The organism is Caldimonas mangrovi (assembly GCF_023721835.1).
Classification (GTDB): Bacteria; Pseudomonadota; Gammaproteobacteria; order Burkholderiales; family Burkholderiaceae_C; genus Caldimonas; species Caldimonas mangrovi.
Genome location: NZ_JAMKFE010000010.1, coordinates 127,363 through 152,962, shown reverse-complemented (window position 1 = coordinate 152,962; position 25,600 = coordinate 127,363). Strand labels below are relative to the sequence as shown.

Sequence of the window (25,600 nt, the reverse complement as noted above, 5' to 3'; positions counted from 1 at the left end):
TAAGGGCTGCTTAAGGAACCGCCCGCATCGTGCGCGGCATGTCGAAGTCGTCCATCCCGCTGCCAGCGATCACGCTGGCCCTGTTGTGCCTCGTCCTGGCCTGGGACGCCAGCGGCTGGGACCTGGCGTTCGCGCGCCTGGCCGGCGGCGCGCACGGTTTTCCATGGCGGCAGCACTGGCTGCTGACGACCGTGCTGCACCAGGGCGGCCGCGCCCTGTCATGGGCCTTGGCCTTCTGGGTGTGCCTCTCGGTCCGGAGCCCATCCGGCCCGCTGGCGCGGCTGGACACGTCGCACCGGTTGCAACTCGCGCTCTCCTGCCTGCTGAGCGCGCTGGCGGTGTCCGTGTTGAAGACCGTCAGCGCCACCAGTTGCCCGTGGGACCTGTCCGTCTTCGGCGGCACCGCACGCTGGGTCTCGCACTGGCACTGGCACTGGCACTGGGGCGCCGGCGACGGCGGCACCGGCGGCTGCTTCCCCGCCGGACATGCCTCATCGGGCTTCGCGTTCGTCGGCGGTTTTTTCGCGCTGCGCCGGCAAGCGCCACGTGCTGCACGCGCATGGCTGGCGGTTGCCGTGATGGCCGGCTTCGTCCTTGGCCTGGCGCAGCAATGGCGCGGCGCACACTTCATGAGCCACACGCTGTGGACCGCCTGGCTCTGCTGGGCGCTTGCTGGCGCCGTCGACGCAGCATGGCAGCGGTGGGCTTCCCAGCGCCCGGATGCTGCCGATGAGGCGGTCGCATGAGCACCGTCCTGCCCACGCCCGATCACCCCGCCGGCACGTACGCCGCGGCTGCCCAGGCGCACACCTGGCACCCTGCCGCCGTCAACGTGATGGCCAGCCTGTGGCTCGCCATCGCGGCCAACCTGCCCTTGTGGCGCGCCTTGCACGAACTGCCGTCGCTCGCCGGCGGCATGTTCTGGCGGGTGGCTGGCGCACTGGCCGTCGCCATCGCAGCGGCGCTGGTGCTGCTGCTCAGTCTGGTGGGGACCCGCCTGCTGAAGCCATCGATCGTGGTGCTGCTGTTCGTCGCGGCCGCAACGGCCCACTTCATGTGGGCCTACCGTGTCGTGATCGACCCGTCGATGGTCGCGAACGTGTTGCAGACCGATGTGCACGAAACCGCCGACCTGGTCAGCCCCGGGTTGCTCGGGTTCATCGTCGCAGTCGCGGTGCTGCCGTCGATCTGGTTCTGCCGGCTGCCGGTGCGCCGCCTGGGGTGGCGCCGACGCTGGCTGCAGCAGGGGCTGCTCGCCACCGCCGCCGCGGCGACGCTGGTGCTGGCCCTGATGGTGAGCTTCCAGCCGCTGGCCGCGACGATGCGCAACCACAAGACGCTGCGCTACCTGATCAATCCGTTGAGCACGGTTTACGCGATCGGCGCCACCGCCGCCCGCCCGCTCCTGAAAGGCCCCCTGCCCGCTCACAGCGCCGGCGAGGACGCCGTGCTGGGCGCCAGCTACGTCGGGCAGCGCAAGCCCCCTTTGCTGGTGCTGGTGCTCGGCGAAACCGGACGCAGCGGCAACTTCGGCCTCAACGGCTATGCCCGCGACACCACGCCGGAGCTGGCTCGAGAGGACGTGGTGAGCTTTCGCAACGCCTGGTCGTGCGGGACCAGTACGGCCGCCTCGGTGCCGTGCATGTTCTCGCACCTCGGCCGCAGCGCTTTTGCCGACCGGTCCTACGAGTACGAGAACCTGCTCGACATGCTGCAGCGTGCAGGGTTGGCCGTGTTGTGGGTCGACAACCAGGCCGGCTGCAAAGGCACCTGCGCGCGCATCCCGCACGTCAGCAGCACCGGCACGCAAGATCCATTGCTGTGCTCCGGCGGCGAGTGCCTCGACGAGGTGATGCTGCGCTCGCTCGAGGCTCGCTGGGCCGAGCTACCGGCAGAACGGCGCGCCAAGGGCACGGTGGTGGTGCTGCACCAGATGGGCAGCCACGGCCCGGCGTACTACAAGCGTTCGTCGCGCGAGACCAAGCGCTTTCTGCCCGAATGCACCCGCAACGCGCTGCAGGACTGCAGTCGCGAATCACTGGTGAACGCCTACGACAACAGCATCGCCTATACCGACCGCTTCCTCGCAGCGACGATCACCTGGCTCAAGGCGCAAGCGCCGCACGCCGATGGTGCCATGGTCTATGTGGCCGACCATGGCGAATCGCTGGGCGAAAGCAACCTCTACCTGCATGGCCTGCCCTATGCGCTGGCGCCGGACGAGCAGAAGCACGTGCCCTGGATCGTCTGGACCTCCACCGGTTTTGCGGCGCGCATCGGGCTGCGCGTCGACTGCCTGCGCCGCCGTGTCGACGTGCCGCTGTCGCATGACCACTACTTCCATTCCGTGCTTGCGATGATGGACGTGCATACCGCGCTGTACGACCCGGCGCTCGACCCTTACGCGCCTTGCAGCTCGCAACACTGACAAAGCGCCAACCGCCGCTGGGCGCCGTCGTGCCGCCTTCGATACAGCGTTCGCTTGCCGGCCAAGCGCAAAACTGCGGACAATGCCGGCATCTCCGCGCTGTTTCAAGATCGGGCCGACATGAACGCTTTCCGCCTCGCGCTTCCCCTGCTGCTCGGTGCCACCTGGGTCGGCGCCGCCGCCCAGGCCGACGGCCACCACGACCGGGCAGCCCAGACCTGCGAGTCGGCGGTGGCCGACACTGTGCGCAACATGCGCGGTCGCGAGGCACAAGACGTGCAGTTCGTCGGCTCCAAGCGCGCGATCGCGCCCACCGCGGATGCCAAGATCGGCGTCAAGGGAGAAGGCGTGTACCGTGGCGCCGCCAGCCGAGGCGTACCGTTCACCTACAGCTGCGCCTTCGACGCCGACACGGGCGCCACGTCGGGCGTGCTGTTTCGAGACGCCGCCCGCGAACGCGCGGCGTCGCCGGCTGCCGTCGAGCCGGACCTCACCCACGTTTCACCGGAAGCCTGCGAAGCCGCGACGGCCGAGGCGTTGAAGCAGAAGTACCCGCGCGTCGGCCGCATCGCCTTCGATGTGTCGACACGCAAGCTGCTGCCGGCCCCGAACGCGCAAAGCCGCCTCGAGGGCCAGGTGGCGGTGGAGCGTGCGCCGGGGATGGCGCTGGTGCCGATCACCTACCGTTGCATGTTCGCGCCACGCACCGGCGCACTCGTCAGCACGTCGCTCGACGGCTGACGCCCGGGCCGCTCAGTTCAGGTAGCGCTCTACCGTGCCCTTGTCGCGAGCTTGGGCCGTATCGGGGTTGTCGCCGAACTCCCGCTTCGCGCGGCGCTGGCGCAGCAGGTCCCAACACTGATCCAGTTGCGCTTCGAGTTCCTGGATGCGGTCGGTGTGCTGCTCGGGCAGCGAGGTGTCGCTGCGCAGGCGCTGCTCTTCCTCGACGAGTTCGGTGATGTGCTGAAGGATGGTGCGATCGTCCACGGGGCGTGCTCCTGAGGGTTCGGCGACGACGGTCTCGTCATCGAACCCGAGCAAGCCACGATCCTTGTGGCCTGCGCTCTACCGGGTGGCTCCGCTGGCACGCGAGACATAGTAGGCCAGCGCGTCGATCTGCACCTCCGTGAGTTTCTCGCCATATGCCGGCATGGCGCCCAGCCCCGTCCGCAGCGCCTGTGCCACGCGCGCAGCGTCCGGCTGCAACTCGTCCAGAACGGGACCGATCGCGCCCTCGCTGCCGGCGTCCTTCAGCGTGTGGCACACGGCGCAGGCAGGCACGGCCCCGCCGATGAAAAGACGCTTGCCGAGGGCGAACTTCGCTTCGTCGTCCCCGGCCCAGGCAAGTACTGGCGCGCACAGCACCAGAGTCAACAGCCAGCGGTGCTGCACGCGCGCGCCGTCAGGCCACCACCACGCGCACGGCGTGGTCGGCCCAGCTGTTGTTGTTGTAGCCGCGCAGGTTCTCCTCGCGGTGCTCGGGTTGCACATTGCCCGCGGTATCGGTCGCGCGGCTCGTGATCGTGTACTCGCCCGCCGGCAATTCGGCGCTCAGCACGAAATGGCGCCATGCATATTTGCCGAGATCGGGCCCGACGAAACGCGCCTCGCGCCACGTCTTGCCGCCGTCGACCGACACCTCCACGCGCTTGACCGCGTGCATGCCGCCGAACGCGACGCCGTGTATCTGCACCCGGCCCGCCTTCGCCGACCCCGCTTCACCGCTGGGCGAATTGACCCACGACTTCACCGGCATCTCCCAGACCGAGGGCTGGCTCGGATCGGCCTTGCCGCCCAGCGGCGCCATCCGGTAGCTGGTCTTCATGATGCGGGCGCTGGATTCTGCCGCGGTGAAGGCCAGCCGCTTGACGTACTTGACGTTGTTGACCCCCTGGTAGCCGGGCACGATCAGACGCAGCGGGCCGCCATGGGCCAGTGGGATGGGCTCGCCATTGAGCTCCCAGGCAAGCAGCGCTTCCTCGGCTGCCTTGACGGGTACCGATCGCTCGACCACGGATGACGGGTCGACCCCCTCGGGCAGCTTCTCGCCACCGGTGCCGGTCATGAAGGGCATGCCGTCGGTCATCCCCCCGAGCGCCTCGATCACCGTGCGCACAGGCACGCCGCTCCAGACGACGCAGCCTGCCGCGCCCACCGTCCACTGAGTGCCGCTCGGCTTGCTCGGGAAGAACCCGCGGCCGTTGCCTGAACACTGCAGCACCATCGCCACGGTTTCGAGCCCCATACCCTTCAGTTCAGCCAGCGTCAGCGTGCGTGGATTCTTCACGCCCTCGATCGAGATCTGCCAGGCATCGCGGTCGTCGAGGATGGAGGCATCCGGCGGCGGCAGGTTGTTGCGCACGTAAAGCTGGTCGACAGGGGTCACGACGCCTGTACCGAAGGCACTGCGGCGCGTCTCGATCGTATTGCCGCTGTGCACGATCACCCGGCTCGGGTCTTTCCAACTGGCATACGCGGGCAGCGGCTTGGTCTCGGCGGTCGCACGGTTGCTCCAGCTGGCGAGTCCGACTGCGGCCAGCGCGCTGGCGGTACCGGCGAGAACATGACGGCGGTGCAAGGAGATGGGGGCTTGGTTCATTGATATTTGTCCCGGTTTTCAACAAATGCGATAGACGCGATGAAAAGGTGCCACCCCTCACTCGCAGCGGCACGCCGCGTTTTTAGTGGCCACGGAACCATTTGTCACCATGTGGACCCCTGGTAACTCTGACAGGGTTATCCGGACACATTCGATATTGAAACTTTTGTTTACTAATTGGTTTGAAACGGCACGTGAATTTTTCACGAATCATGATGGAGACCCTTTATCGTCTCGAGCCACAAGAATCAGCGTCGTTTCAGAATGCATGGGCCCTCACGGGCTTCCAATAACCGCCCCGCGTTCTCAGCGTGGCCCGACGTCGTTCAAAAGAGGAAGGGACTCGAATCATGGGAAAGAAGAACATTTGCGCCCTGTTGCTGCTGGCCGCAGCCGCCGGCGCGGCACAAGCGGAACTGTCGGCCGTCGTCGCCCTGGAGCCGACCTCCAAAAAAGACGGTTTGATGCTGTCCCGGCAAGGCATGCAGAACGGCCTTGGCAAGGCGGTGGGTCAGCGGGTCACGGTCACCACGACGGAAGATCTCGCTGACGTGATGCGGGCCACGCGCAGCGGCGAATACGACATTTTCATTGCGCCGGCGCAGGTGGCCGCTTCGGCCCTGTTGCGCGGCTACGAACTGGTCGGCTCGACCGACCAGGCCGAACAGTATGTGCTGGTGGGGCGTCAGCGCATTGGTTCACCGGAAGCCGTCAAGGGCGGCAAACTTTATCTGCCGCAACAAGATTCGATCTACACCTACATGGCACGCGGCATGTTGAACGCAAGCGGCCTGTCGTTCAAGGACCTCGGGGCGGTACAGCACGAGCGTTACCCGCAAGCGGGCCTTACGGCGCTGTACCTGGGCGTTTCGGACGCCACGGTGGTGCGCACCCGCGACTGGAACGAGTGGGAGAAACAATATGGTGGCATCGCGAAAGTGCTGGCCACGTCCACCCCGGTCCCCGGGGGCTTCTCGGTGGTGGTGCGCAAGGATTTGCCGGCCGAAACCCGCGCCAAGGTCGCCACCTGGTTCTCGAGTTCCGGCACGGCCATGGGCTTGAAGCCGCTGGCGGTGCATGCAGAGTTGATCGAATACAAGAAGGTCGCCGAACTGGGTCTTTTCACACCGACCCATCTGCCCGGGGCGAAGCTCGTCACGGCAAAGGACGTCGAACAGCTGGCGGCACGCGGTGCGGTGATCGTCGACACCCGTACCGAAAAGGAATATTCCGCCAAGCATATTCCTGGCGCGATATTCGTTCCTTATCGAGAAAAGAGTCTCAAGGACGTGGCCTTCGAAGTCGAGAAAGATGATTTCTCGGCGCTGGAAAAACTCGACAAAAACAAGCCGACGGTATTCTCTTGTAACGGTGCGGAATGCTGGAAATCTTATAAAGCCAGCCGCGTCGCGGTGTCCAAGGGCTTCAAGGAGGTTTACTGGTTCCGTGGCGGGCTGCCGGAATGGGAAGCCAGTGGACTGACCGTCGCAAAAGACGTTCTGCTCGCCAAAGATTAACGACACCAGGGGCCGCCGGGCGTGACGTTTGCCGACCAGCAAACGGACCCACCGGAGACCCTGATGCTGGAAAAGCTCCCCGAAACCCTGGGGCGGGCGCTGCGCGAGCAGCGCGCCGGCCTCGAAAAGACTGCATTCAACAAGGTCGGGCTGCGTGCAGGCATGGGCGCGATCGAGGTGCGCAGCCTGGCTTTCGCTGACCACACCCCGCTCCCGCTGCGCTACACCGCCGACGGCGAAGGCTTGTCACCCCCGCTGCAATGGACAGGTGTGCCGTCCACCACCGTCTCACTCGCGCTCATCGTCGAAGACGCCGATGCGCCCACGCCGCAACCGCTGGTGCACGCCATCGTGGTCGACCTGCCGCCCGGCGACGGCTCGCTCGCCGAAGGCGCACTGCGCAGTCCTGGCCATGACGCCACCGAAGAGGTGCAGGCGGGCCGCAACTCCTACTTGCAAGCCGCATGGCTGCCGCCCGACCCGCCGCCGGGCCACGGCGAACACCGCTATGCGTTCCAGCTGTTTGCGCTCGGCCCGGGCCCGGCGTTTTCCGCCAAGCCGGGGCGCGATGAACTGCTTGCAGCGGTACAGCAGCACGGGCTGGCGAGCGGCTGGCTGGTCGGCACCTATACCCGACCGGACGGATCGCAAAAGGCCGACCACACGGCCGGCATGCCAGGCCGCGTTGCCTGACGTTCAGCCACGCAGCTTGACGGCCGGGAAATCGACCGGCACCTCAAAGGCCACGTTCACGTAGTTCGTGAACAGGTTGAGCGCCACGTGCGCCAGGATTTCGACGATCTGCCCGTCGTCGTAGCCTGCGGCCCGCAGGGCCTGTACATCGCCGTCGCGGACCTGCCCCCGCCGCTCTACCAGTTCGACGGCAAAGCGCAGCGCCGCTGCGGTGCGCGGGTCGGTCGACTCGGCGGCCTGCGCTGCCGCCATCTCCTCGGCGCTGGCGCCAGCCTGGCGGCCGAGCGCCGTATGCGCAGCGAGGCAGTACTCGCAGCGGTTGCGGTCGGCCACCGCGACCGCGATCTGCTCGCCCAGCTTGCTGCCGATCGTGCCGGCGCCGAGCGCCCCGAAGAACCCCCACATCGCCTTCAAGGCGGGGGCCGACCGTGCGACCACCTTGAACATGTTGGGCGTGGCTCCGAAGGCCTGCTGTATCTGCCCGAGGACTTGCTGGGCCTCACCGGTGGCAGTTGCGGGCTGGACGAGGGGGATGCGAGACATCTGTTTCTCCTGGGTGTTGAAAGGACGTGTCTGCGATCAACGCCGACCGCAAGGCACCCAGGAAGTGTGCGGGCCACGCGTGTACTATTGGTGATATTCAGTCCACGGAACACTACTGATCATCCAGATGCGTACGCAACAGCTTGCGATTGACCCGGTCGACCGTCTGTCTGCCGTGTTCGAGCGCTTCCGGGTGCGTGCGCACCTGTTCCACAGTGGTCCCCTGTGCGGCGTGACCCGCTTTGACGCGCAGCCCGGTCTCGGCTTTCTGCACGTGTTGCGCCGGGGCGAGATGGTGGTGACCCATCGCCTGCACTCGGGTGCGCCGCGCCGGCTGGTCCTGTCCGAGCCCAGCCTGCTGTTCTATCCGCGCCCGCTGGAGCACGCGTTTCACAACGCGCCCAGCGACGGCTCGGACTTCGTGTGCGCCACTTTGCGCTTCGACGGCGGCGTCCACCACCCGCTGGCGCGCGGGCTGCCGCCGCTGGTGGTGTTGCCGCTGTCGCGCATGCAGTCGATGCAACACACGCTCGCGCTGCTGTTCGCCGAGACCGAACAGGTGCGCTGCGGCCAGCGGCTGCTGGCGGACCGGCTCTTCGAGGTGCTGCTGCTGCAATTGCTGCGCTGGCTGCTCGACCACCCGGACGGTGCAGCGCTGCCGGTCGGGCTGCTTTGCGGCCTGGCGCACCCGGAGCTGGCGCGCGCCCTGGTGGCCGTGCACGAGCGGCCGGGCGACGCCTGGAGCGTCGAGTCGATGGCACGCCGGGCCGGCATGTCACGCAGCGCCTTTGCGGCCGCCTTTCGACGGGCCGTGGGTCAGACGCCAGCCGGTTATCTGCTCGGCTGGCGCGTGGCGGTGGCGCAAAACCGCCTGCTGGAAGGGGCGCCGCTGAAGACGTTGGCGCTCGACCTCGGTTACGGCAGCGCCTCGGCGCTGTCGCGCGCGTTCACTCAGCACCTGGGGCAGTCTCCTCGCGCCTGGTTGGCCGGTGCCCACCGGTAGGACGTGTCCTACGGCGTTGTCGCGCTGCGTCCGGGCGACAGCGGTCCGCGGCGCGAGCACGATGGGTCGTTCGAGGCGCCCGGTGGGCGCTCCCTGGCTCGCGGCCGTGCAGGGTACGGCGGCGTTGCCATCCCGAAGCCCATGACAGGAGGCCCGGCAATGGACAAAAACCATCCCCCCAAAACCCTCGGCGTGTTCAACCCGGTCGGACACGTCATCGTGTCCTTCCCGACCGCCGACGACGCGTCGGCCGCAGTGGACGCACTCAGGCACGCCGGGTACAGCGAAGCTGACGTCGAACGCTACTCGCCGCAGCAGATGAAGGCCCAGGCCGAACGCCACATCGCCGAAGCGAGCCCGATCGCCGCGATCGGGCAGGAACTCAATCTCGTGAAAGCCCACGGCGTTTTGGCCGAGCAAGGCTACAACTTCCTGATCGTCCATGCACCGAAGGACGAGCAGGCGCGCGAAGTGGCCGAGATCTCGCAGCGTTTCCATGCCGAGCGCGCCCAGCGCTACGGGCGCTTCATCATCGAGGAGCTGATCGAGGAAGGCCCTGAGACCCAGCAGGTGTTCGAATCGCCCGACCGGGGGCTCGACGCCCAGACCCGCTCAGGGCGTGAAGAGGAACGCGCGCGACGCTGAGGCGCACTCAAACCGGCCGCAGCGGGCGCGGGTCGAACCCGTGATTCAGGGGGCCGTGCCCACCGCCCGTGCGCACCCCGGCCCCCGCAGCAAGGGCTAGCGTCACGTAGCGCCGCCCGTTTTGCACGGCAGCGAGCAACGGCTCGCCAAGCGCCAGGCTGGCGGCAATCGCGGACGACAGCGTGCAGCCCGCGCCATGCAGATTGAGCGTCGCGATGCGCGGCGCCTCGAAGCGCCGGACGGCGCCATCGTGGGTGGCCAGCACGTCGATGACCGTCTCGCCAGGCAGGTGCCCGCCCTTCAACAGCACGGCACGCGCCCCCAGTTCCAGCAGCTCGCGCGCTGCCGGCTCGAGCTCGTCCGGCGAGCGCAGCGGGCGCTGCAGGAGCAGCGCCGCCTCGTCGAGATTCGGCGTGATGAGCGAAACGCGTGGAAACAGCCGTTGCACCAGCACGCCGACCGTCTCGTCGGCGATCAGGCGGTCGCCGCTGGCGGCCACCATCACCGGATCGAGCACCAGGTGCCGCATCGCGTGGCGGTCGATGGCCGCAGCGACGACCTCGACGGTCTCCGGCGCGTGCAACATGCCGATCTTCACGGCGTCGGCCCCGATGTCCTCGATCACGGCGTCGATCTGGCCTTGCAGGATGTCGGCCGGCACGGCGTGGATGCCGCGCACGCCCAGCGTGTTCTGTACCGTGATCGCCGTGATCGCGCTCATGCCGTGGCAGCCGAGCGCGAGAAAGGTCTTGAGGTCGGCCTGGATACCGGCGCCGCCGCCGCTGTCCGAGCCGGCAATCGTCAGCACGCTCGGATAGCGCGGCGCAGAGGGTGCAGCCATGTTCATCGATCGGTTCCTCGTGTAGCCGTCCACTGTAGCGCGCGGGCCACGGCCGGGCCGCGGGCACGGCAGCTGCTTGCGGCTGCGACATGCGCAACGCGTCGAACCGCCCTCGCCTCACCCCCTGGTTTTCCGGTGCCACGCCGCCCTGGCATGAAGGGGTGTATCAGCGCCGCTTTCCCGGCGGGCCCTACAGCTGCTGGGATGGCCGGCACTGGCGTCAGGACGCCGTCTCGCCACAAGCTGCGGCGATCGAGACACAGCCCAGCCGTTGGCAGCAGGCCGCGTGGCGCGGCAGCACCGAGCCGCCGCCCGGGCACTGCCTGACCTGCCGCGGCGCGCAGGTGCTTGACCTCGGCGATGACGCCGAGACCGGCCAAGCGTTGATCGACCCCTGCCCTGATTGCTGAGCCGCACCGCCTCACGCTTCGGTGAACAGCCCGGTGCCGTGATAGTCGTTCTTGCCGAGCGGCACGCCGACGTGCCGCAGGATCGCGTAGGCGGTCGTGATGTGGAAGTAGAAGTTCGGCAACGAGTAGTGCAGCAGGAACGGCAGGCCGGTGAAGCAGCGGGTGCGGCCGTGCATCGTCAGCGTGATCGGGCGCTCCTCGCTGCCGTCCAGTTGCTCGCGGGAGTATCCGTCCACCTCGGCGACCGCCCGCTGCACACGAGCCGCGAGTTCGGCAAAGCTGTCCGCCACCGGCGCGAAGCCGCGCGGGTCGCCACGATTGAACACCGCAAAGTCGGGCGCGTCGGGCGTCGGCGGCTGCCGGCCGGCAAGGCGCAGCACGGTGCCGCGGGCCCCGTCCGCGGCGATCTGGACCTGCGTTGCCAAGGGAAACATCGTGACGTGCAGCCGCGCGTCCAGCAGCCGGGCTTCCTGCAGGTCGCTGGCACGCGCATGCGCGGCGGCCTTGTCGACAATGCCGGCGAGATTGCCGAGCATGCGCGTGAAGACCGGCACCGAGATGTCGTACATCGAGAGCGTCATCGGTTTCTTTCTTCGAGAGGAAGAAGTCGGGGATCGCGGATTGTTCCACTGCAACCCCTCTCGCGCTTCACAATGCATTTTTTGCACCGCATGGCCTCATGACCTTTCGACCTGCCTTGACGCTCTACCAGGGCCGCGCCGGCGACCGCAATCCCCGTGGCGTCGCCGGCGCTGCCGTCGTGGCCCGGGCGCTGGCGCATGCCACCGGGCTCGACCCGACGACGGTCGGCACGCCGGCGCCGCCGCTCGGCCGGCACTGGGAGACGGAACTCGACGCCGCACGCGGCGACCTGCGTGCGTTGGCGCAGCATTGCGACGTCCTGCTCGCTGAGGGCCGCCCGCCGATCACCACGATGGGGCGTTGCGCGACCGCGCTCGCGACGCTGCCGGTCGTCGCGCGCCACCGGCCGCGCGCATGCATCGTCTGGTTCGACGCCCATGCCGATGCGAACACGCCTGCGACCAGCACGAGCGGCTATCTCGGCGGCCTGGTGCTCACCGGCGCCGCGGGCCTGTGGGACAGCGGGCTCGGCGGCGGTCTCGCGCTGCAGCAGGTCGTGCTGGTGGGGGCTCGCGACATCGACGCGCCGGAGCAGCAGTTGATCGACCGGGGCGTGCTGCGGCTGGTGCCCGCCGGCCCGAACCTCGGCGCACGCCTGGCAGACGCCGTCGGGCAGGCACCGGTCTACGTGCACCTCGACTGCGACGTGCTCGAACCGGGTCTCGTGCCCACCGAGTACCGCGTGCCGGGCGGGCTCTCGCTGTCGCAGCTGAACGAAGCCGCCGCCGTGCTGGCGCAGCGCGAACGGGTGGGCCTCGAGATCGCGGAGTTCGAGTCGGCCTGGGAAGACGGTCGGCCCGGCAGCGCCGACGAGTTGGTCGAGGCGCTCCAGCCGCTGTGGAGTGCTAGGACAGGCCCGACGCCCCCTCCAGCTTCGCCTTGAGCCGAACGGCGCCCGCCGCGACCCTGCGCTGCAGCACACGCGCCGCCCACGGCAGCAGCAGCCACCGCACCACCGCGCGGTCGCTGCGGCTGAACATGCGCAACATGACGTCGGTGCCGCCCTCGCGCTCGGCAAAACTCACCTCCATGCGCGGCATCAGCGGCGAAAAGCGCCCCTCGGTGACGAAGCGCTGCTCGTGCTGCACCTCGCGCACGGTCAACCGGATGCGCCGCACCCCCCGCAACGGCACCTTCACGCTTTCCAGGTATTCCTTGCCGACCTGCGCACAGGACAGCGCATTGGCCGATTCGATGTGCATCACGTGCGGAAACCACTCGGCGAAGCGCTCCATGTCGATCACGTAGCCGAACACGGCGCCGACCGGCCGGCATATGTGCACCTGCGCGTCTGCGAGCGGGGTCATGATCGTGGGTCCTCAGTGGACCGGGACATGGATGTCGACCCGCAGACCTTCGTCCACTCGGACGTTCGGTGCGTCGACATAGACCTCGAAGGACGGCACATCCCGCAGCGCATAGCGCGTGGCCGGCAGCCAGTCGCGGTAGATCGCTGCCCACAGGTGATGCAGGTCGCAGCAGCGGCCTTCGTGGCGGAACACCGCATAGCCCCCGGCAGGCAGTTCGTGCCAGTGCAGGCTCCCTCGCAGCGGGTCTTGCAGGTGCGGTGGGGCGTCGAACATCACGCCGCCCAGGAAGCGGCAATCCGGGTCGTCGGGCCCGTCGGGGAGCTCGGGAATCAACGCCAGGTAGCCGCGCACTTTCGACATCAACCCGGCGCGTGTCAGCGCTGGCATCAACTCGCCGTAGGCTTGCGCCGCCGCCGTGCGCATCTCGCCACCTTCGATGCCATGGCCGGCTGCGGTCAGCACCGGCAAGGCGGGCAGCTCCATCAACCGTGGTCTCAGCCCGGTGGGTTGCTGTTGCGCGCCGCCGGCTGCATCGAAGAGCCTTTGCCAGCGCAAGCCGGCCCCGGCACGCGCGGCAGTCGGGGTCGTGTCGAGTTCGCGCCGCATGGCCTTCGCCAGTGCCTGCGCCGATTCGTAGCCGACCGCCAACGCAACTTCCAGCACCGGCAACCTCGCGTCGGCCAGCAGTTCGGTCGCACGGCGCAACCGCCGCCATGTGACGTAGCCCTGCACCGTGGTGCCGAAGCAGGCGCGAAACATGCGTTGGAAATGATGTCGCGACAGGCCTGCCAGCGCAGCCAGCTCGGCGGTGTCCAACGGTGCATCCAGATGCCGGTCGATGTGCGCGGCGACATGCGCGAGCGAATCCAGGGAGCGGCCTGCGCGGGGCGGCGGCAACGGGAGGGGCCGGGTGTCGGGTGTCATCGTGGGCACGATTGTGCTCGGCTGGAGACCGGCATGCGTGTCCAGGAATGCTCGAAGCCGGCAGTCGCCTCACGCGCCACGTGCGCGCCCCCGGTACACCCCCGGCGTGTCGCCGGTCCACCCCTTGAACGCGCGGTGGAACGACGCGGTGCTGTCGAAGCCGAGCTCGGCGGCAATCGCTGCCATCGGCTCGCGCGTGCGGGTGAGCTTCTGCACCGCCATGTCACGACGCAACTCGTCCTTCACGCGCTGGAAGCTGGTGCCCTCGTCGCCCAGCCGCCGGTGCAGCGTGCGCGTCGAAACGTGCAGTGCCACGGCAGCAGCCTCCGCGGTGACCGGCTGCGGCAGTTGCTGCGCCAGATGATCGCGCAGGCGCTGGCTCAGCAACTCGTCCTTGAACGAGACGAACAGCCAGTCTTCGGGTGCGCGGCGCAGGAACTCGTTGAGCTCGACCTTGGTGCGCCGCACCGCCATCTGCAGGTAGCTGGCTTCCAGGTGCAGTGCAGTCTGCGGCTGGTCGAAACGCACCGGGCCCGGATACAGCCATTGGTATTCGCCGGCGAACGACGGGCGCGGGAAGGAGAAGTCGACCCGGATCAGCGGGATGCGCCTGGCCACCAGCCACGACGCCACCCCGTGGATGAGCTTGAGCATCAGATCCAGCGCCACCGGCTTGCACGAGCGGCCACCGGGTACCTGCGCCAGTGCCACGCGGCTGATCGGCTGCGTGGCGTCCAGCTCGAGCTCGAAGTCGTCCTGCAGCAGGTGCAGCACGTGCGACCAACGGTGCAGCGCCACGGCGAGGCTGCGCGCGTCGAGCAGGCTCAGGCAGGTGAACTTCAGCGCCCCGGGACGCAATGGGCGCGAGAACAGCCGCGGCATCTCGTCGTCGGCATAGGCCACCACCAGACGGTACAGCGCGGCGAACTGCCGCTCGGTGACGCGGGCCCCAGGCTGGGACAGCAGGCCCGGAGCCATGCCGGCCTGTTCGAGCAAGGCACCGATGGTCGCCGGCGGCACGTCCATCGCGGTACACACGGCGTGGACGTAGCTCATCGATACGGTCGGCAACGAGCTGCGGACTCTCATGGCGAACGGTCGTTCAATTTGGCACTAAATGCAACTACGACGGCGGAGTTGGCGAGTGACGCCACGCTTCTCAAGAGGGAAACTTGCAAAAACTGCCACGAAGACGGCGCGACAACATAGCACGCAGTGGCGGAAAGTGCGACTGTCCGGGACCTGGGGTTTGCCCGGTCTCTCTGCAAGCATCGCCTGGAGACAAGACAACATGGAGTTGCGTGAACCGCTGCGCGCCAAGGCCGTCGTCTGCCGCGCCATCGGCGAGCCGGTCATCGTCGAGGAAATTCTTGTCCACCCGCCGCGTGCCGGCGAGGTGACCATCAGGCTCGCGGCGTGTGGCGTCTGCCACAGCGACCTGTCGGCCACCACCGGCACGATTCCGTTTCCGCCGCCCATGGTGCTCGGGCACGAGGGCGCGGGGGTCGTCATCGCCGTGGGCCAGGGGACGAGCCGCTTTGCCGTCGGCGACCATGTCGTCAGCTCGTTCGTCAGCATGTGCGGCAAATGCCGCTATTGCACCGAGGGCCGGCCTCAGCTGTGCGACCAGTCGGCGAAAACCACCGTCAGCCTGCCGGACGGCAGCGTACGCACCTCTGACCTGCAGGGCCGCCCGCTCGGCGTGTTCGCCGGCTGCGGCACGATGGCCGAGTACGCGACACTGCATGCCGACAGCGTCATCAAGGTCGACCGCGACATGCCGCTCGACCGCGCGGCCCTGCTCGGCTGTGGCGTGATGACCGGCTACGGCGCAGTCCACAACGCCGCCCACGTCGTGGCCGGCAGCGCCACGGCGGTGTTCGGGTGCGGCGGCGTGGGGCTCAACGTCGTGCAGGGCTGCAACATCGCCGGTGCGACGACCATCGTCGCGGTCGACACCTCCGACGAAAAACTCGCGCTCGCGAAGCGGCTCGGTGCGACGCATGTCGTCAACGCCACGCAGGAGGACAACGTCGTCAAGAAGGTGCGCTCGCTGACCGACGGCGGCGCCGACTACAGCTTCGAATGCGTCGGCCACGGTGCCGTGGTGTCGCAAGCCTACGGCGCATTGCGCAAGGGAGGCACCGCAGTGGTGGTGGGGGTCGCGCCGTCCAGTGACACGACCACCATCCGCACCGCCACGCTGACCTTTGACGAGAAGACGCTCAAGGGCTGCTACTTCGGCTCCTCCCGACCTCCCGTCGACATTCCCCGACTCGTCGCGCTCTACCGGCAAAGCCGGCTGCGGCTCGACGAACTGATCACGCGCGAGTACCGCATCGACGACGCCCCGCAAGCTTTCACCGACCTCGCCGAAGGCCGCAATGCGCGCGGCATGGTGGTGTTCTGAACGCCCTCCTTCCATCCACTGCACACCTTCACACCAGATGATTCGCCGCGAGCAGCTTTACATCGGGGGCCATTGGGCGCCCTGCTACATGCTGGAACGGATCACGGTGCTCTCGCCCTCGACCGAGGAAGAGATCGGCACCGTGCCGGCCGGCTCGCAAGCCCACGTCGACCTCGCCGTGGCTGCCGCCCGCCGCGCCTTTCCCGCCTGGTCGCAAACGCCGCCGGCGCGCCGGGGCGAGCTGCTGCGCGCCGTGCACGAAGGGCTGAAGGCGCGCGCCGGCGAAATCGCCAACACCATCGCGCTCGAGATGGGCATGCCGTTGCAGCAGGCGCTGAAGATCCAGGCCGGCACGCCGATCGCGACCTTCAAGATGTACGCCGAGATGGCGGCGAGTTTCGCGTTCGAGGAAACCGTCGGCCATTCGCACGTGCTGCGCGAGCCGGTCGGCGTGGTCGCCGCGATCACACCCTGGAACTATCCGCTGCACCAGACCGCCGCGAAGGTCGCGGCGGCGCTGGCGGCCGGCTGCACCGTGGTGCTCAAGCCGTCGGAAGTGGCGCCGCTGAATGCCTTCCTGCTGGCGGAGGTGATGCACGACGCGGGCATCCCGCCCGGTGTGTTCAACCTGGTGACCGGCTACGGCGCGGCCGTCGGCGAGGCCTTGGTCGCGCACCTCGACGTCGACATGGTGTCGTTCACGGGCTCCACGCGTGCGGGCAAGCGCATCGGCGAAGTCGCGGCCCATGCGATCAAGCGTGTCTCGCTCGAACTGGGCGGCAAGTCGGCCTCGGTGATCCTCGAAGATGCCGACCTCGCCGCGGCTGTCAAAGGCACGGTCAACAGCTGCTTCCTGAACTCCGGCCAGACCTGCACCGCTCACACCCGCATGCTCGTCCACGAAAGCCAGTATGAGGACGCGGCCAAGCTCGCGGTACAGGCGGCGCTGGCGCACCGGGTCGGCGATCCGTTCGACGAGGCCGCCACGCTGGGCCCGCTGGCCTCGGCCGTCCAGCGCGACCGGGTACGAGAGTACATCCGCATCGCGGTTGCCGAAGGGGCCGAATTGCTGTGCGGCGGGATCGAACCGCCCGTGGGGCTGGAGCGCGGCTACTACGTGCAGCCCACGGTGCTCGGTCGTGTGCGGCCCGACGCGCGCGTGGCACAGGAAGAGGTGTTCGGCCCGGTGCTGTCCATCCTGACCTATCGCGACGAGGCCGATGCGGTGCGTATCGCCAACCACAGCTTGTACGGCCTGTCGGGCGCCGTGTGGGCGGGTACCGATGAGCACGCCTCGCAGGTCGCGCGCCAGATGCGCACCGGGCAGGTCGAGATCAATGGCGGCAGCTTCAACCTGAAGGCGCCGTTCGGTGGCTACAAGCAGTCGGGCTACGGGCGCGAACTGGGCCGCTACGGGCTTGAAGAGTTCCTGGAATACAAATCGCTGCAGTACCGGCGCTGAGGAGTCGAGCATGAGTGGCCACGCCCACACCGATCTTCACCGTGTCGCGCCCTGGGCCGGCCTGCTCTGCGAAGCGGACCAGGCCTTGCTGCGCAGGGTGCTGCGCGAACGCCACGTCAAGGCCGGAAGTCATATCGGGTTTCGCGGCGACGCCGTCACTCAGTGGGTCGGCGTGGCCGAGGGCCTGGTCCAGTTGTCGGTGGGCTCTGACGAGGGCCGCATGTCGGCACTGGGACACGTCGCCAAAGGCGAGTGGTTCGACGAGTGCGCGCTGCTGCGCGGCACCGCACGACGCTACGACGCCGTCGCGCTGCGGGACACGCGGCTGCTGACGATCCCCGACGAGGTGTTCCACGAACTGCTGCGCTCGCGTCCGGCGTTCAACCACTACGTGCTCGCGATGGTGGCCGCCCGCGTCGAAGCGGCCATGGAAGCACTCGAAGGCGACCGGTTGCACGATTGCGAGGCGCGCGTGGCGCGCTGCCTCGCATCGCTGACCGACACGGAGCTGCACCCTGGTGCCGCACCGGTGATCCGGCTCACGCATGGCGAGATCGGGCTGCTGTCCGGCGTGTCGCGTCAGCGCACCAACTGCGCGCTGCACAGCCTCGCCGAGCGCGGGCTGCTGCGCATGAACCGGCATTGCCTGCGCGTGCTCGATGTTCAGGCGTTGCGCCGCTTCGGCGGGCTGCCGCTGAAACCGGAGCGTTCGTCGCGCAGCGCCCCGGTACCGCAAGACGAACGCGAGTACGCGCTCGCCTGACCACCCGACACGATTCATCACCGCGATCGCGCCCGCTCGTAGGCTCGTGCCGCGTCGATCTCCTCCCGTGCATAGTGTTGGCGCAGCAGTGCGTCGAGTTGCGCCTGCCGCTGCACCGGCCCGGCGGCGCCTGCCTCGATTTGCCGGCGTTGTTGTGCATAGGCCTCGTAGCGTTGGTGCCATTGCGCCTGCTGCGCCTCCATGTGCGACAAGGCCTCGGCCTGCTCAGCCCCCAGTTCACGCTGGCGGTAGGCTCTGATCTGCGACGCGTCGGCGCCGCGCTGTCGCATCGCCTCGACTTCCTCGGCGACACGGGTGGCCTGCGCCTGCTCGAGGCCGAGTTCATGCTGCAGCGCCGGGGGCAGCGATGCGTCGAGCTCGCGCAAACGCCGTGCACGCGTCGCTGCGTCGAGCGTCGTGTCGCTCTCGATCCCGGCACGCGCCAGGGCATGCCGAGCGTGGGCCTCCTGCATGCCGAACAGCGCGTCGCCCGTTTGCGCGTCGAAATGCTGCGCACGCAGGGCGCTTGCACGATCCACGAGCGCCAGCATCTGCTGCAGATCCTGGGGCGGGGGCGCGCCCTGAAGCTCACGCTGCAACGCCGCCCGGTAGGCACGGTAGCTGTCGACCAGCCGGAGCACCCGCTCGGCCTCCTCTTTCGGCATGTTGCTGCGCAGCGCGGCGTCGAGCTGCTCCATCCCGGCGGTGCCGGCGTGTTCCGCGAGCACGAGCTCCAACGCCGCACGAGTGTCCTGGTCGACGATCAGCCCACCGGCGTAGCCCAGCTCGAACAGCCGGCTGGCATCGAGCCGCGCGATGCCGTCGCGGGCGACCTGGTGGGCGTCTGGCAACCGCGCTGCCGCGGATGGCACATGCGCTGGCGCACGCCGCGCATGCTCCGTGCCCACCGGCGCGAGCACCTCGCGGTGCACCGACCACGCGACCGCGGTGACCACCACCACGGTGCCTATACCCACGGCCAGGGCGAGCCGGACCCAGCCGACCGGCTCGTGCGAGGCGGCACGGCTGATGTCGATCGGTGACGTCATCGGCCGCTCCCCAGCGTCGCAGGCCCCGACTGTGAGCCCAGTTGCACGTCGGCGTCGGCGCGCAGCGCCTGCAGACGGGTTTGCAGGCGCTCCTGCAGCACTTGCTCGCGCAGCGCGGCCCGCACCTCCTCGAACGGCGGCTTCTGCAGCGCGCGCCGTGCCTGGAGGCGCGCCACATGCCAGCCATAGCTGGTGTGCACCGGCCGGGCGGTGTGCTGCCCCGGCGCCAACTTTTCCAGTGCTTCGGCAAAGGGGCGTTCCAGCTGATTCGGCATCAGCCAGCCGAGCCGGCCGTCACGGCTTTGCGGGTCGATCGTGTGCCTGCGCGCGAGCGTCTCGATGCGGGCGCCCTGATCGAGCTGCGCGATCAGAGACTGGGCCGTTGCTTCGTCGGCCACCAGCACGTGGCGCACGTCGTATTCCTGCTCGACAGGCAGGTCGCGATAGCGCCGCTCCAGCTCGCCGGCGCTGACGTCGATGTCGCCGAGCAATTCGCGCACCAACTGCTGGCCGAGCAGCGTCTTGCGCTGCAGCGCCAGTTCTGCCGCGACATCGGGTTTGCGGTCCAGGCCGCGCTCGATGGCGGCCTGAGCCAGCACTTCGGCCAGCACCAGGTCCTGCAATGCCGCCTGGGTGTCCACCGACGCCGGCTCAGCCTGCAGTGCAGTTTCATCGAATGGATTCGAGAGTCCCTGACGCGCCCGCACCAGCGCGTCGAGCACACGGGCGTCGATCGCGACGCCGTTGACCGAAGCCACGACCCGCTGCTCGGCCAGCGGGCGATCCGGCAGCCCGCAGGACGGCAGTGCCAGCGCCGCGAGTGCCCACCCGAAGGCGTTGCGGTATGGAAGCATGTTCATTCCCGATCTCCTGCCCGGGACGGAGGCCGCGGCGCCACGGCCCCCGCCGTTTCGATCAACGCAGTTGGTCGCGCACCTGGCCGTAGACGCTGCTGTCGGTCAGCAGCGCCAGGTGGCTCACGTCACGGGTGCGGGTGCTGCTGCCGCACTGCGCGCTGGACGCCGGCAGGATCACGCCATCGGTGGCCGACCACAGCGAGCGGTCGCAGCCGCGACCGGCCAGCGTGATCAGGAAGCTGGAGTACGGCCGCATGTCGAAGCACGCCGGGCTGAAGCACGCGTAGGCCGACGTCGTGCCGCTGTGCGGCGTGCCCAACGTGACGAAGCGGCGCATTGCCGCATCACCGCCGAGTTGAACGCGGTACCACCGCGAGACCAGCCCGCCGTTGGAATGCGCCACCACGCTGACACGCGCATTGCCATGCCTCGAACGCACCGTGTTGACGAAGCTGCGCATCTGGCTGCCGCTGGTGCTGTCGCTGGCGATCAACGAGTTGTACTCGAAGGTGTAGAGCAGATTGGACGGGTAGCCGCTCGCCCGAAAGCGCGAAATCATCGTGTCCCAGTTCGAGCCGCTGCCCGAATAGCCGTGCACGAACACGATGGGTTCGGTCTGCGCCGTGGCCGTGCCGCAGGCCAACGCGCCCAGCGCCGCCAGGCTCGAAAGTCTCGATACCAGTTTCTTCAAGTTGATGTCTCCATTGGAAAGTGACAGAGATCCGGTGTATCCCGACCCAGGGTCTTGCGCCCTTGCGTGCATTGCCGTCACCCAGCCGGCCGGCCCGGGTGGCATCGCCGACCGTGCTGTCGCGGCCCCGTCGAAGAAACGGTGCTTGCACCGCCGGCCCGGCTCGCCTGTTGGGCCAGGGGGAACGGCACTGCGAGGCGCAGTTTGCGAGGCAGGTTGAGCCTCGTCATTGCCAGGCTGCGCCGTTTCGTTTGCCGTTTGCGCCAAGCGCACAAGCAAAATGTCACAGGGCCGGCCGCTGTCGTCCTCAAGGTCGCCGGCATCCTGCCGAAGGAACGGATATCCCTGCCCCTGCCGATCGTGTCCCACGCGCACCTGCAGTTGCCTGCACCTTCTCAGTCCGTTGCCCGCTGGAGCCGATGGCTCGCACTCTGGCTGCTCGCGCTCGCCCTGTGCGTGCTGGCAGCTCCGGCACGCCCGGCCGATGCGCTGGCCCTGAGCGATGCGGTGCAGCGGGTCGACGCGTGGCCGGCGGTGACGCTGGCGACGGACGCTGCCCGGCGCTGGACACTCGATGACGTGCTGGCGCACCCGGACGCATTTGCCGCCGCTGCAACGCCGCCCGGAAATCTCGGCCCGCGCCCGGCGATCCACTGGCTGAAACTGCCGCTGCACCTGGCGGCTCCCGCGGCACGCACATGGTGGTTCGCGATCGACTATCCGCTGCTCGACCGCGCCGACCTCTACCTGCTGCGCGACGGCCAGCCGGTCGTGCACCGGGTGATGGGCAACCATCGTCCTTATGCACAGCGCCCGCTGCCGACGCGGCTGCACGCGGTCGCGCTCGAGCTGCAACCCGGCGTCGCCTACGAACTGCTGCTGCGCGTCGATACCGCCGGGGCCGCCATACTCCCGATGTCGTTGATGACCCTGCCCGAGCTGATGCGCCACGAGAGCGACACGCGGCTGTGGCAAGGCCTCGCGGCCGGCTTCGGTCTGTGCCTTTTCGTCTACGCCGTGGTCCGCGCAGCGGCGTCGCGCGACCCGATGTTCCTGTGGTTCGCAGTGGCGGCAGCAAGCGGCACGCTGTTCTTCTTCACCTACCACGGGCTGGCAGCGCAGTACTTGTGGCCCCATCACGTCTGGCTGACGCGCAATGCGGCGGTGCTGTGGATGTACGGCATCCTCGCCGGCGGCTTCATGTTCACCGAGCACACGCTGGCGATGGCGAAGGTGAGCCGGGTCGCAAGCGGCGTCATGCATGCAGGGGCGGCGGTGTCCCTGCTCGGCGCCGTGCTGTTCGCCGGCGGCGTCGCGAGCTACAGCGCCGCCACGGTGCTATTGGCTTCGATCGGGCTGGTGCCGATGCTCATCGGCCTGCCGGTGGCTGCGTACCGCGCCCATGGCGGGGATCGCGCCGCCCGCTGGATTTTCCTCGGCTTCTGCCTCTATTCACTGGGTGTGGCGACGATGGCGGCGCTCAACGCCGGCCTCGTGCCGGCGACCCGCTGGAACCTGCATGCGTTCCAGGCCGGCTCGCTGCTGCTGCTGCTGTGCTGGATCATGGTGATGAGCGTGCGCGCCGAGGAAGTCCGCCATGCAGCCGATCGGGCCCGCATCGAACAGGAACGACTGACACTGATCGCTCGCACCGACGCATTGACCGGGCTGCTCAACCGGCGCGGCCTGCACGAGGCGCTGGAACCACGGCTGGCGCGGGCGGGAGCGGGCCGCCTGGCAGCGGTCTACCTGATCGATCTCGACGGTTTCAAGGCGGTCAACGACAGCCATGGGCACGACGCCGGCGACGAGCTGCTGCGCCAGATCGGCCAGCGCCTGTGCGCGCTGGCCGGGCAGGACGCGCTGGTGGCACGACTGGGCGGCGACGAATTCGTCGTCGCCTCGTCGTGGCTTGCCGACGAAACCGAGGCGACCGCGCTCGCCGAGCGGCTGCAGGTCGCGGTGGCCGAGCCGTTCACCCTGCCGCACGGCCCTTGCAGCGTCGGCATGACGCTCGGCTACGCCCTGGCGCCTCGCCACGGCACCGACGCGACGACGCTGCTCAAGCGTGCCGATACGGCCATGTACGCCGGCAAGCAGGCCGGACGCGGCCGCAGCCGAGCTTATGGCGGCGCTCAGCCCATGGCGGCGCGCAACGCCTGACGCAGCTTCTCGCCGATCTCGGGCTTGGCCTCGAACGGGTCGCTCGGGTTGCGGCCCTGCACGACGTCTTCGAGACGCTTTTGCACGATGGCCAGCGCCTGCGGGTGGCTGTAGATGTAGAACTGCCGGTCGCGCACCGCGTCCATCACCTTCTGGGCGACTTCGGCCGCCGTGACCTTGCCCGACGTGACGGCCTTGGCGCTGTTGGCCTGAGCGATCAGCTGGCTCGGCGTCGCCTTGCTGTCGCTGCGTGCGTCCTTGGGTCGGTTGCGGTGCGATTCGTGGATCCCGGTGGGCACGAAGTACGGGCACAGCACCGAGCAGTCCACCTGGTCGGTCACGAGGTGAAGATCCTGATAGAGGGTCTCGCTCATCGACACCACCGCGTGTTTCGTCACGTTGTAGACGCCCATGTTCGGGGCGTTCAACAGGCCCGCCATCGACGCCGTATTGACGATGTGGCCTTCGTAGCCGGGGTCGTTGCGCGCAGCCTCGATCATCAGCGGGGTGAACACGCGCACGCCATGCGCCACCCCCATCAGGTTGACGCCGACCACCCACTCCCAGTCCTTCAGCGTGTGTTCCCAGATCAGCCCGCCGAAGCCCACGCCCGCGTTGTTGAACACCAGGTGCGGCACGCCGAATCGCTCGACCGTCGCGGCCCCCATGGCCTCGACGTCGCCGGCCTTGGACACGTCGAGCCGGACCGGCAGCACCTGTGCGCCGAGGCCGCGGATTTCTTCGGCCGCGCGATCGAGCGCATCCTGCTGCACGTCGGCCATGACCACGTTCATGCCGGCGCGCGCGGCGAGTCGGGCCACTTCGAGGCCGAAGCCGGAGCCGGCGCCCGTCAGCACCGCGGTCTTGCCCTGAAAGGATTTCATCGAGGTCTCCTGAATGTCGGTTCGCTGGAACGCATGTTGCGCCACCGCTGCCGCCCGGTCTGTCCAGCAGGCGACAACCGGATCAATAGGGCATGGCCCGCGCGATGATGCCGTCGAAGTTGCTGGCGAGCGGCAGCGTGCCGAACGCATGGCCCCAATCTCCGCCCAGGCGAGAAGCGCAGAAGGCCTCGAAGACGAAATCGGGGGCATGCCGGCGCAGCATCGCGGCCTGTACTGCGAGCGCGACGTCCTGCGCCAGCCGGCGGGCCTCTGTCTCTTCGACGCCATCGTCGATGCGCGTGAGCAGCGACGCGACGAGCCGGTCGTAGCCCGGCTGCGAGCCGCGGGCCGGGTCGAGCTCGGCGGCCAGTGCCGCCGCGACGTCCTGCCCGCGATCGTCGCGCTTCTTCAATGCGCGCAGCAGGTCGAGCGCCATGATGTTGCCGGCGCCTTCCCAGATGGAATTGAGCGGCATCTCGCGGTAGATGCGGGCCATCACGCCCTCGCCGCCCTCTTCCACATAGCCGTTGCCGCCCAGGCATTCCATCGCCTCCTGCGAGAACATGCTGCCGCGCTTGCAGATCCAGTACTTCGCCACCGGCGTCAGCACGCGTCGCATCAGCGCTTCGTGGGCGTCGTCCTGGCGGTCGAAGGCACGTGCGAGCCGCAGGCTCAATGCCACGGCGGCCTCGCTTTCGAGTGCCAGGTCGGCCAGCACGTTGCGCATCAGCGGATGCTCCAGCAGGCGGTAGCCGAAGGCCTTGCGCTGGCTGGCATGGTTGAGTGCCAGCACGAGCGCCTGGCGCATCAGCCCGGTGGTGCCGAGCGCGCAGTCGAGCCGTGTCAGGGTGCCCATTTCGAGGATCTGCGGCACACCACGCCCTTCCTCGCCGACCAGCCAGGCCTGCGCGCCGGCGAACTCGACCTCGGAACTGGCGTTGGCCTTGTTGCCCAGCTTGTCTTTCAGCCGCTGAATGCGCAGCGCATTCATGGCGCCGTCCGGCAGCACACGTGGCAGGAAGAAGCAGCTCAAGCCGGCCGGCGCCTGCGCCAGCACGAGGAAGGCGTCGCACATCGGCGCCGAGAAGAACCACTTGTGCCCCACCAGACGGTAGCGACGCCCCCACGGCGTGGTCTCCTCGAAGGTAGCCTGGGTGGTGTTGGCGCGCACGTCCGAGCCACCCTGCTTCTCGGTCATGCCCATGCCCATCGTCACGCCGGCCTTTTGTGCCGCCGGAACCAGGCGCGGGTCGTACCCGGTGCTCGTGAGCCTGGGGAACCATTCGGAGAACACCGGTGCATTGCCGCGCAGCGCGGGCGTGACCGCATAGGTCATCGAGACCGGGCACAGCACCGAAGCCTCGAGCTCGGTGAAAAGCATGAAGCCCGCCGCGCGCTCCATGTGCGCGCCGGGCCCTCCCGCCCACGCCGACCCATGCAGCCCGTGGCGCACCGCCGCCGACATCAGCGCGTGGTAGCTCGGATGGAACTCGACCTGATCGACACGCCGGCCGAAACGATCGTGGCTGTGCAACAGCGGTGCATGCACGTTGGCGAGCCGGGCGTGCTGCTGCATCTCGGCGGCGCCGGCCGTTTCACCGAGCGCGCGCAAAGGTGCGTCGTCATGGCCCGGCGAGTGGAACGCGAGCGCATCGCGCAACGGCCGGTTCGTCGTGAACAGGTTGTAGCCCGACAGCGGTGCGCTCTGGTTGATCACCTCGTGGGTCTGATCCAAGGGGGCGAACGATGGTTTCATCTTCAGCACC

The 25,600-nt window shown here is 68.4% G+C and carries 27 protein-coding genes; 13 read left to right on the top strand and 14 right to left on the bottom strand.

The features are described from left to right. Positions 1–38 precede the first annotated feature (38 nt). The 3 genes from M8A51_RS16885 (at position 39) to M8A51_RS16875 (ending at position 3,169) form a co-directional block, all read left to right on the top strand. Entirely contained in the window at positions 39–746 is a 708-nt protein-coding gene (locus tag M8A51_RS16885; RefSeq protein ID WP_251779684.1) for a phosphatase PAP2 family protein, read from the top strand. Continuing rightward, positions 743–2,428, top strand: coding sequence for a phosphoethanolamine transferase (locus tag M8A51_RS16880; protein WP_251779683.1), 1,686 nt, complete (start codon positions 743–745; stop codon positions 2,426–2,428). The genes M8A51_RS16885 and M8A51_RS16880 overlap by 4 nt, the downstream gene beginning before the upstream one ends. A gap of 120 nt (positions 2,429–2,548) precedes the next feature. Further along, positions 2,549–3,169 carry a hypothetical protein gene (locus M8A51_RS16875; protein WP_251779682.1) on the top strand — a complete coding sequence of 207 codons (621 nt, stop codon included), beginning with the start codon at positions 2,549–2,551 and terminating at the stop codon, positions 3,167–3,169. A 12-nt stretch (positions 3,170–3,181) separates the two neighbouring features. On the opposite strand, the gene M8A51_RS16870 is transcribed toward M8A51_RS16875, so the two are convergent. From M8A51_RS16870 to sorT, 3 genes are all read right to left on the bottom strand, one after another. Beyond that, positions 3,182–3,415, bottom strand: a complete 234-nt coding sequence (locus tag M8A51_RS16870) for a DUF2630 family protein (RefSeq protein WP_251779681.1) — start codon at positions 3,413–3,415, stop codon at positions 3,182–3,184. Between the two features lie 78 nt (positions 3,416–3,493). Continuing rightward, entirely contained in the window at positions 3,494–3,820 is a 327-nt protein-coding gene (gene sorU, locus M8A51_RS16865) for a SorU family sulfite dehydrogenase c-type cytochrome subunit (protein ID WP_251779680.1), read from the bottom strand. 10 nt (positions 3,821–3,830) lie between these two features. After that, entirely contained in the window at positions 3,831–5,027 is a 1,197-nt protein-coding gene (gene sorT, locus M8A51_RS16860) for a SorT family sulfite dehydrogenase catalytic subunit (RefSeq protein WP_251779679.1), read from the bottom strand. 350 nt (positions 5,028–5,377) lie between these two features. Here sorT and M8A51_RS16855 point away from each other — a divergent pair, with 350 nt between their 5' ends. Both M8A51_RS16855 and M8A51_RS16850 read left to right on the top strand, forming a co-directional pair. Then, positions 5,378–6,544, top strand: a complete 1,167-nt coding sequence (locus M8A51_RS16855; protein WP_251779678.1) for a rhodanese-like domain-containing protein — start codon at positions 5,378–5,380, stop codon at positions 6,542–6,544. A 63-nt stretch (positions 6,545–6,607) separates the two neighbouring features. Then, positions 6,608–7,237, top strand: coding sequence for a YbhB/YbcL family Raf kinase inhibitor-like protein (locus tag M8A51_RS16850; RefSeq protein WP_251779677.1), 630 nt, complete (start codon positions 6,608–6,610; stop codon positions 7,235–7,237). A gap of 3 nt (positions 7,238–7,240) precedes the next feature. On the opposite strand, the gene M8A51_RS16845 is transcribed toward M8A51_RS16850, so the two are convergent. After that, a complete protein-coding gene (locus M8A51_RS16845; protein WP_251779676.1) occupies positions 7,241–7,780 on the bottom strand; it encodes a carboxymuconolactone decarboxylase family protein in 540 nt (179 codons plus the stop codon). A gap of 127 nt (positions 7,781–7,907) precedes the next feature. Between M8A51_RS16845 and M8A51_RS16840 the strand changes: the two genes are divergently transcribed. Beyond that, the gene (locus tag M8A51_RS16840; protein ID WP_251779675.1) at positions 7,908–8,783 is read left to right on the top strand and encodes an AraC family transcriptional regulator; all 876 of its coding nucleotides are present in this window, start codon (positions 7,908–7,910) and stop codon (positions 8,781–8,783) included. 159 nt (positions 8,784–8,942) lie between these two features. Further along, a complete protein-coding gene (locus tag M8A51_RS16835) occupies positions 8,943–9,428 on the top strand; it encodes a hypothetical protein (RefSeq protein ID WP_251779674.1) in 486 nt (161 codons plus the stop codon). A 7-nt stretch (positions 9,429–9,435) separates the two neighbouring features. Here M8A51_RS16835 and thiD read toward each other — a convergent pair whose 3' ends face one another. Beyond that, positions 9,436–10,269, bottom strand: coding sequence for a bifunctional hydroxymethylpyrimidine kinase/phosphomethylpyrimidine kinase (gene thiD, locus M8A51_RS16830; RefSeq protein ID WP_251779673.1), 834 nt, complete (start codon positions 10,267–10,269; stop codon positions 9,436–9,438). An 89-nt stretch (positions 10,270–10,358) separates the two neighbouring features. Between thiD and M8A51_RS16825 the strand changes: the two genes are divergently transcribed. Further along, entirely contained in the window at positions 10,359–10,679 is a 321-nt protein-coding gene (locus M8A51_RS16825; protein ID WP_251779672.1) for a hypothetical protein, read from the top strand. An 11-nt stretch (positions 10,680–10,690) separates the two neighbouring features. Here M8A51_RS16825 and M8A51_RS16820 read toward each other — a convergent pair whose 3' ends face one another. Further along, positions 10,691–11,260 carry a DUF1993 domain-containing protein gene (locus M8A51_RS16820; RefSeq protein ID WP_251779671.1) on the bottom strand — a complete coding sequence of 190 codons (570 nt, stop codon included), beginning with the start codon at positions 11,258–11,260 and terminating at the stop codon, positions 10,691–10,693. A 98-nt stretch (positions 11,261–11,358) separates the two neighbouring features. Between M8A51_RS16820 and M8A51_RS16815 the strand changes: the two genes are divergently transcribed. After that, positions 11,359–12,204: an arginase family protein gene (locus M8A51_RS16815; RefSeq protein ID WP_251779670.1), complete on the top strand. Its 846-nt coding sequence runs from the start codon at positions 11,359–11,361 to the stop codon at positions 12,202–12,204. Here the strand turns inward: M8A51_RS16815 and M8A51_RS16810 are convergent. From M8A51_RS16810 to M8A51_RS16800, 3 genes are all read right to left on the bottom strand, one after another. Continuing rightward, positions 12,167–12,628: an SRPBCC family protein gene (locus tag M8A51_RS16810; RefSeq protein WP_251779669.1), complete on the bottom strand. Its 462-nt coding sequence runs from the start codon at positions 12,626–12,628 to the stop codon at positions 12,167–12,169. The genes M8A51_RS16815 and M8A51_RS16810 overlap by 38 nt on opposite strands. Before the next feature lie 12 nt (positions 12,629–12,640). Next, complete coding sequence (locus tag M8A51_RS16805; RefSeq protein ID WP_251779668.1) at positions 12,641–13,555, bottom strand: AraC family transcriptional regulator; 915 nt, start codon at positions 13,553–13,555, stop codon at positions 12,641–12,643. A gap of 69 nt (positions 13,556–13,624) precedes the next feature. Continuing rightward, the gene (locus M8A51_RS16800; protein WP_251779667.1) at positions 13,625–14,644 is read right to left on the bottom strand and encodes an AraC family transcriptional regulator; all 1,020 of its coding nucleotides are present in this window, start codon (positions 14,642–14,644) and stop codon (positions 13,625–13,627) included. A gap of 202 nt (positions 14,645–14,846) precedes the next feature. Between M8A51_RS16800 and M8A51_RS16795 the strand changes: the two genes are divergently transcribed. From M8A51_RS16795 to M8A51_RS16785, 3 genes are read left to right on the top strand one after another with little or no spacing between them, the layout of a single operon-like run. Beyond that, positions 14,847–15,965 (top strand): zinc-binding dehydrogenase, encoded by a 1,119-nt coding sequence (locus tag M8A51_RS16795; RefSeq protein ID WP_251779666.1) that lies wholly within the window; start codon positions 14,847–14,849, stop codon positions 15,963–15,965. Between the two features lie 37 nt (positions 15,966–16,002). After that, positions 16,003–17,427 (top strand): aldehyde dehydrogenase family protein, encoded by a 1,425-nt coding sequence (locus M8A51_RS16790; RefSeq protein ID WP_251779665.1) that lies wholly within the window; start codon positions 16,003–16,005, stop codon positions 17,425–17,427. Positions 17,428–17,437: 10 nt separating this feature from the next. Further along, on the top strand, positions 17,438–18,190 hold the full coding sequence (locus tag M8A51_RS16785; RefSeq protein WP_251779664.1) for a Crp/Fnr family transcriptional regulator: 753 nt from the start codon (positions 17,438–17,440) through the stop codon (positions 18,188–18,190). A gap of 17 nt (positions 18,191–18,207) precedes the next feature. Here M8A51_RS16785 and M8A51_RS16780 read toward each other — a convergent pair whose 3' ends face one another. Genes M8A51_RS16780 through M8A51_RS16770 form a run of 3 tightly spaced genes read right to left on the bottom strand, consistent with a single transcriptional unit; the run spans position 18,208 to position 20,787 of the window. After that, positions 18,208–19,239 (bottom strand): lipase secretion chaperone, encoded by a 1,032-nt coding sequence (locus M8A51_RS16780; protein WP_251779663.1) that lies wholly within the window; start codon positions 19,237–19,239, stop codon positions 18,208–18,210. Next, complete coding sequence (locus M8A51_RS16775) at positions 19,236–20,099, bottom strand: peptidylprolyl isomerase (RefSeq protein ID WP_251779662.1); 864 nt, start codon at positions 20,097–20,099, stop codon at positions 19,236–19,238. Before M8A51_RS16775 ends, M8A51_RS16780 begins: the two co-directional genes overlap by 4 nt. Positions 20,100–20,154: 55 nt before the next feature. After that, complete coding sequence (locus tag M8A51_RS16770; RefSeq protein ID WP_251779661.1) at positions 20,155–20,787, bottom strand: esterase/lipase family protein; 633 nt, start codon at positions 20,785–20,787, stop codon at positions 20,155–20,157. Positions 20,788–21,147: 360 nt separating this feature from the next. On the opposite strand from M8A51_RS16770, the gene M8A51_RS16765 reads away from it, so the two are divergent. Beyond that, complete coding sequence (locus M8A51_RS16765) at positions 21,148–22,950, top strand: diguanylate cyclase domain-containing protein (protein WP_251779660.1); 1,803 nt, start codon at positions 21,148–21,150, stop codon at positions 22,948–22,950. On the opposite strand, the gene M8A51_RS16760 is transcribed toward M8A51_RS16765, so the two are convergent. Both M8A51_RS16760 and M8A51_RS16755 read right to left on the bottom strand, forming a co-directional pair. After that, positions 22,923–23,834 carry an SDR family oxidoreductase gene (locus M8A51_RS16760; protein WP_251779659.1) on the bottom strand — a complete coding sequence of 304 codons (912 nt, stop codon included), beginning with the start codon at positions 23,832–23,834 and terminating at the stop codon, positions 22,923–22,925. The genes M8A51_RS16765 and M8A51_RS16760 overlap by 28 nt on opposite strands. Before the next feature lie 82 nt (positions 23,835–23,916). Beyond that, complete coding sequence (locus M8A51_RS16755) at positions 23,917–25,569, bottom strand: isovaleryl-CoA dehydrogenase (RefSeq protein ID WP_407062249.1); 1,653 nt, start codon at positions 25,567–25,569, stop codon at positions 23,917–23,919. Positions 25,570–25,600: the final 31 nt, after the last annotated feature.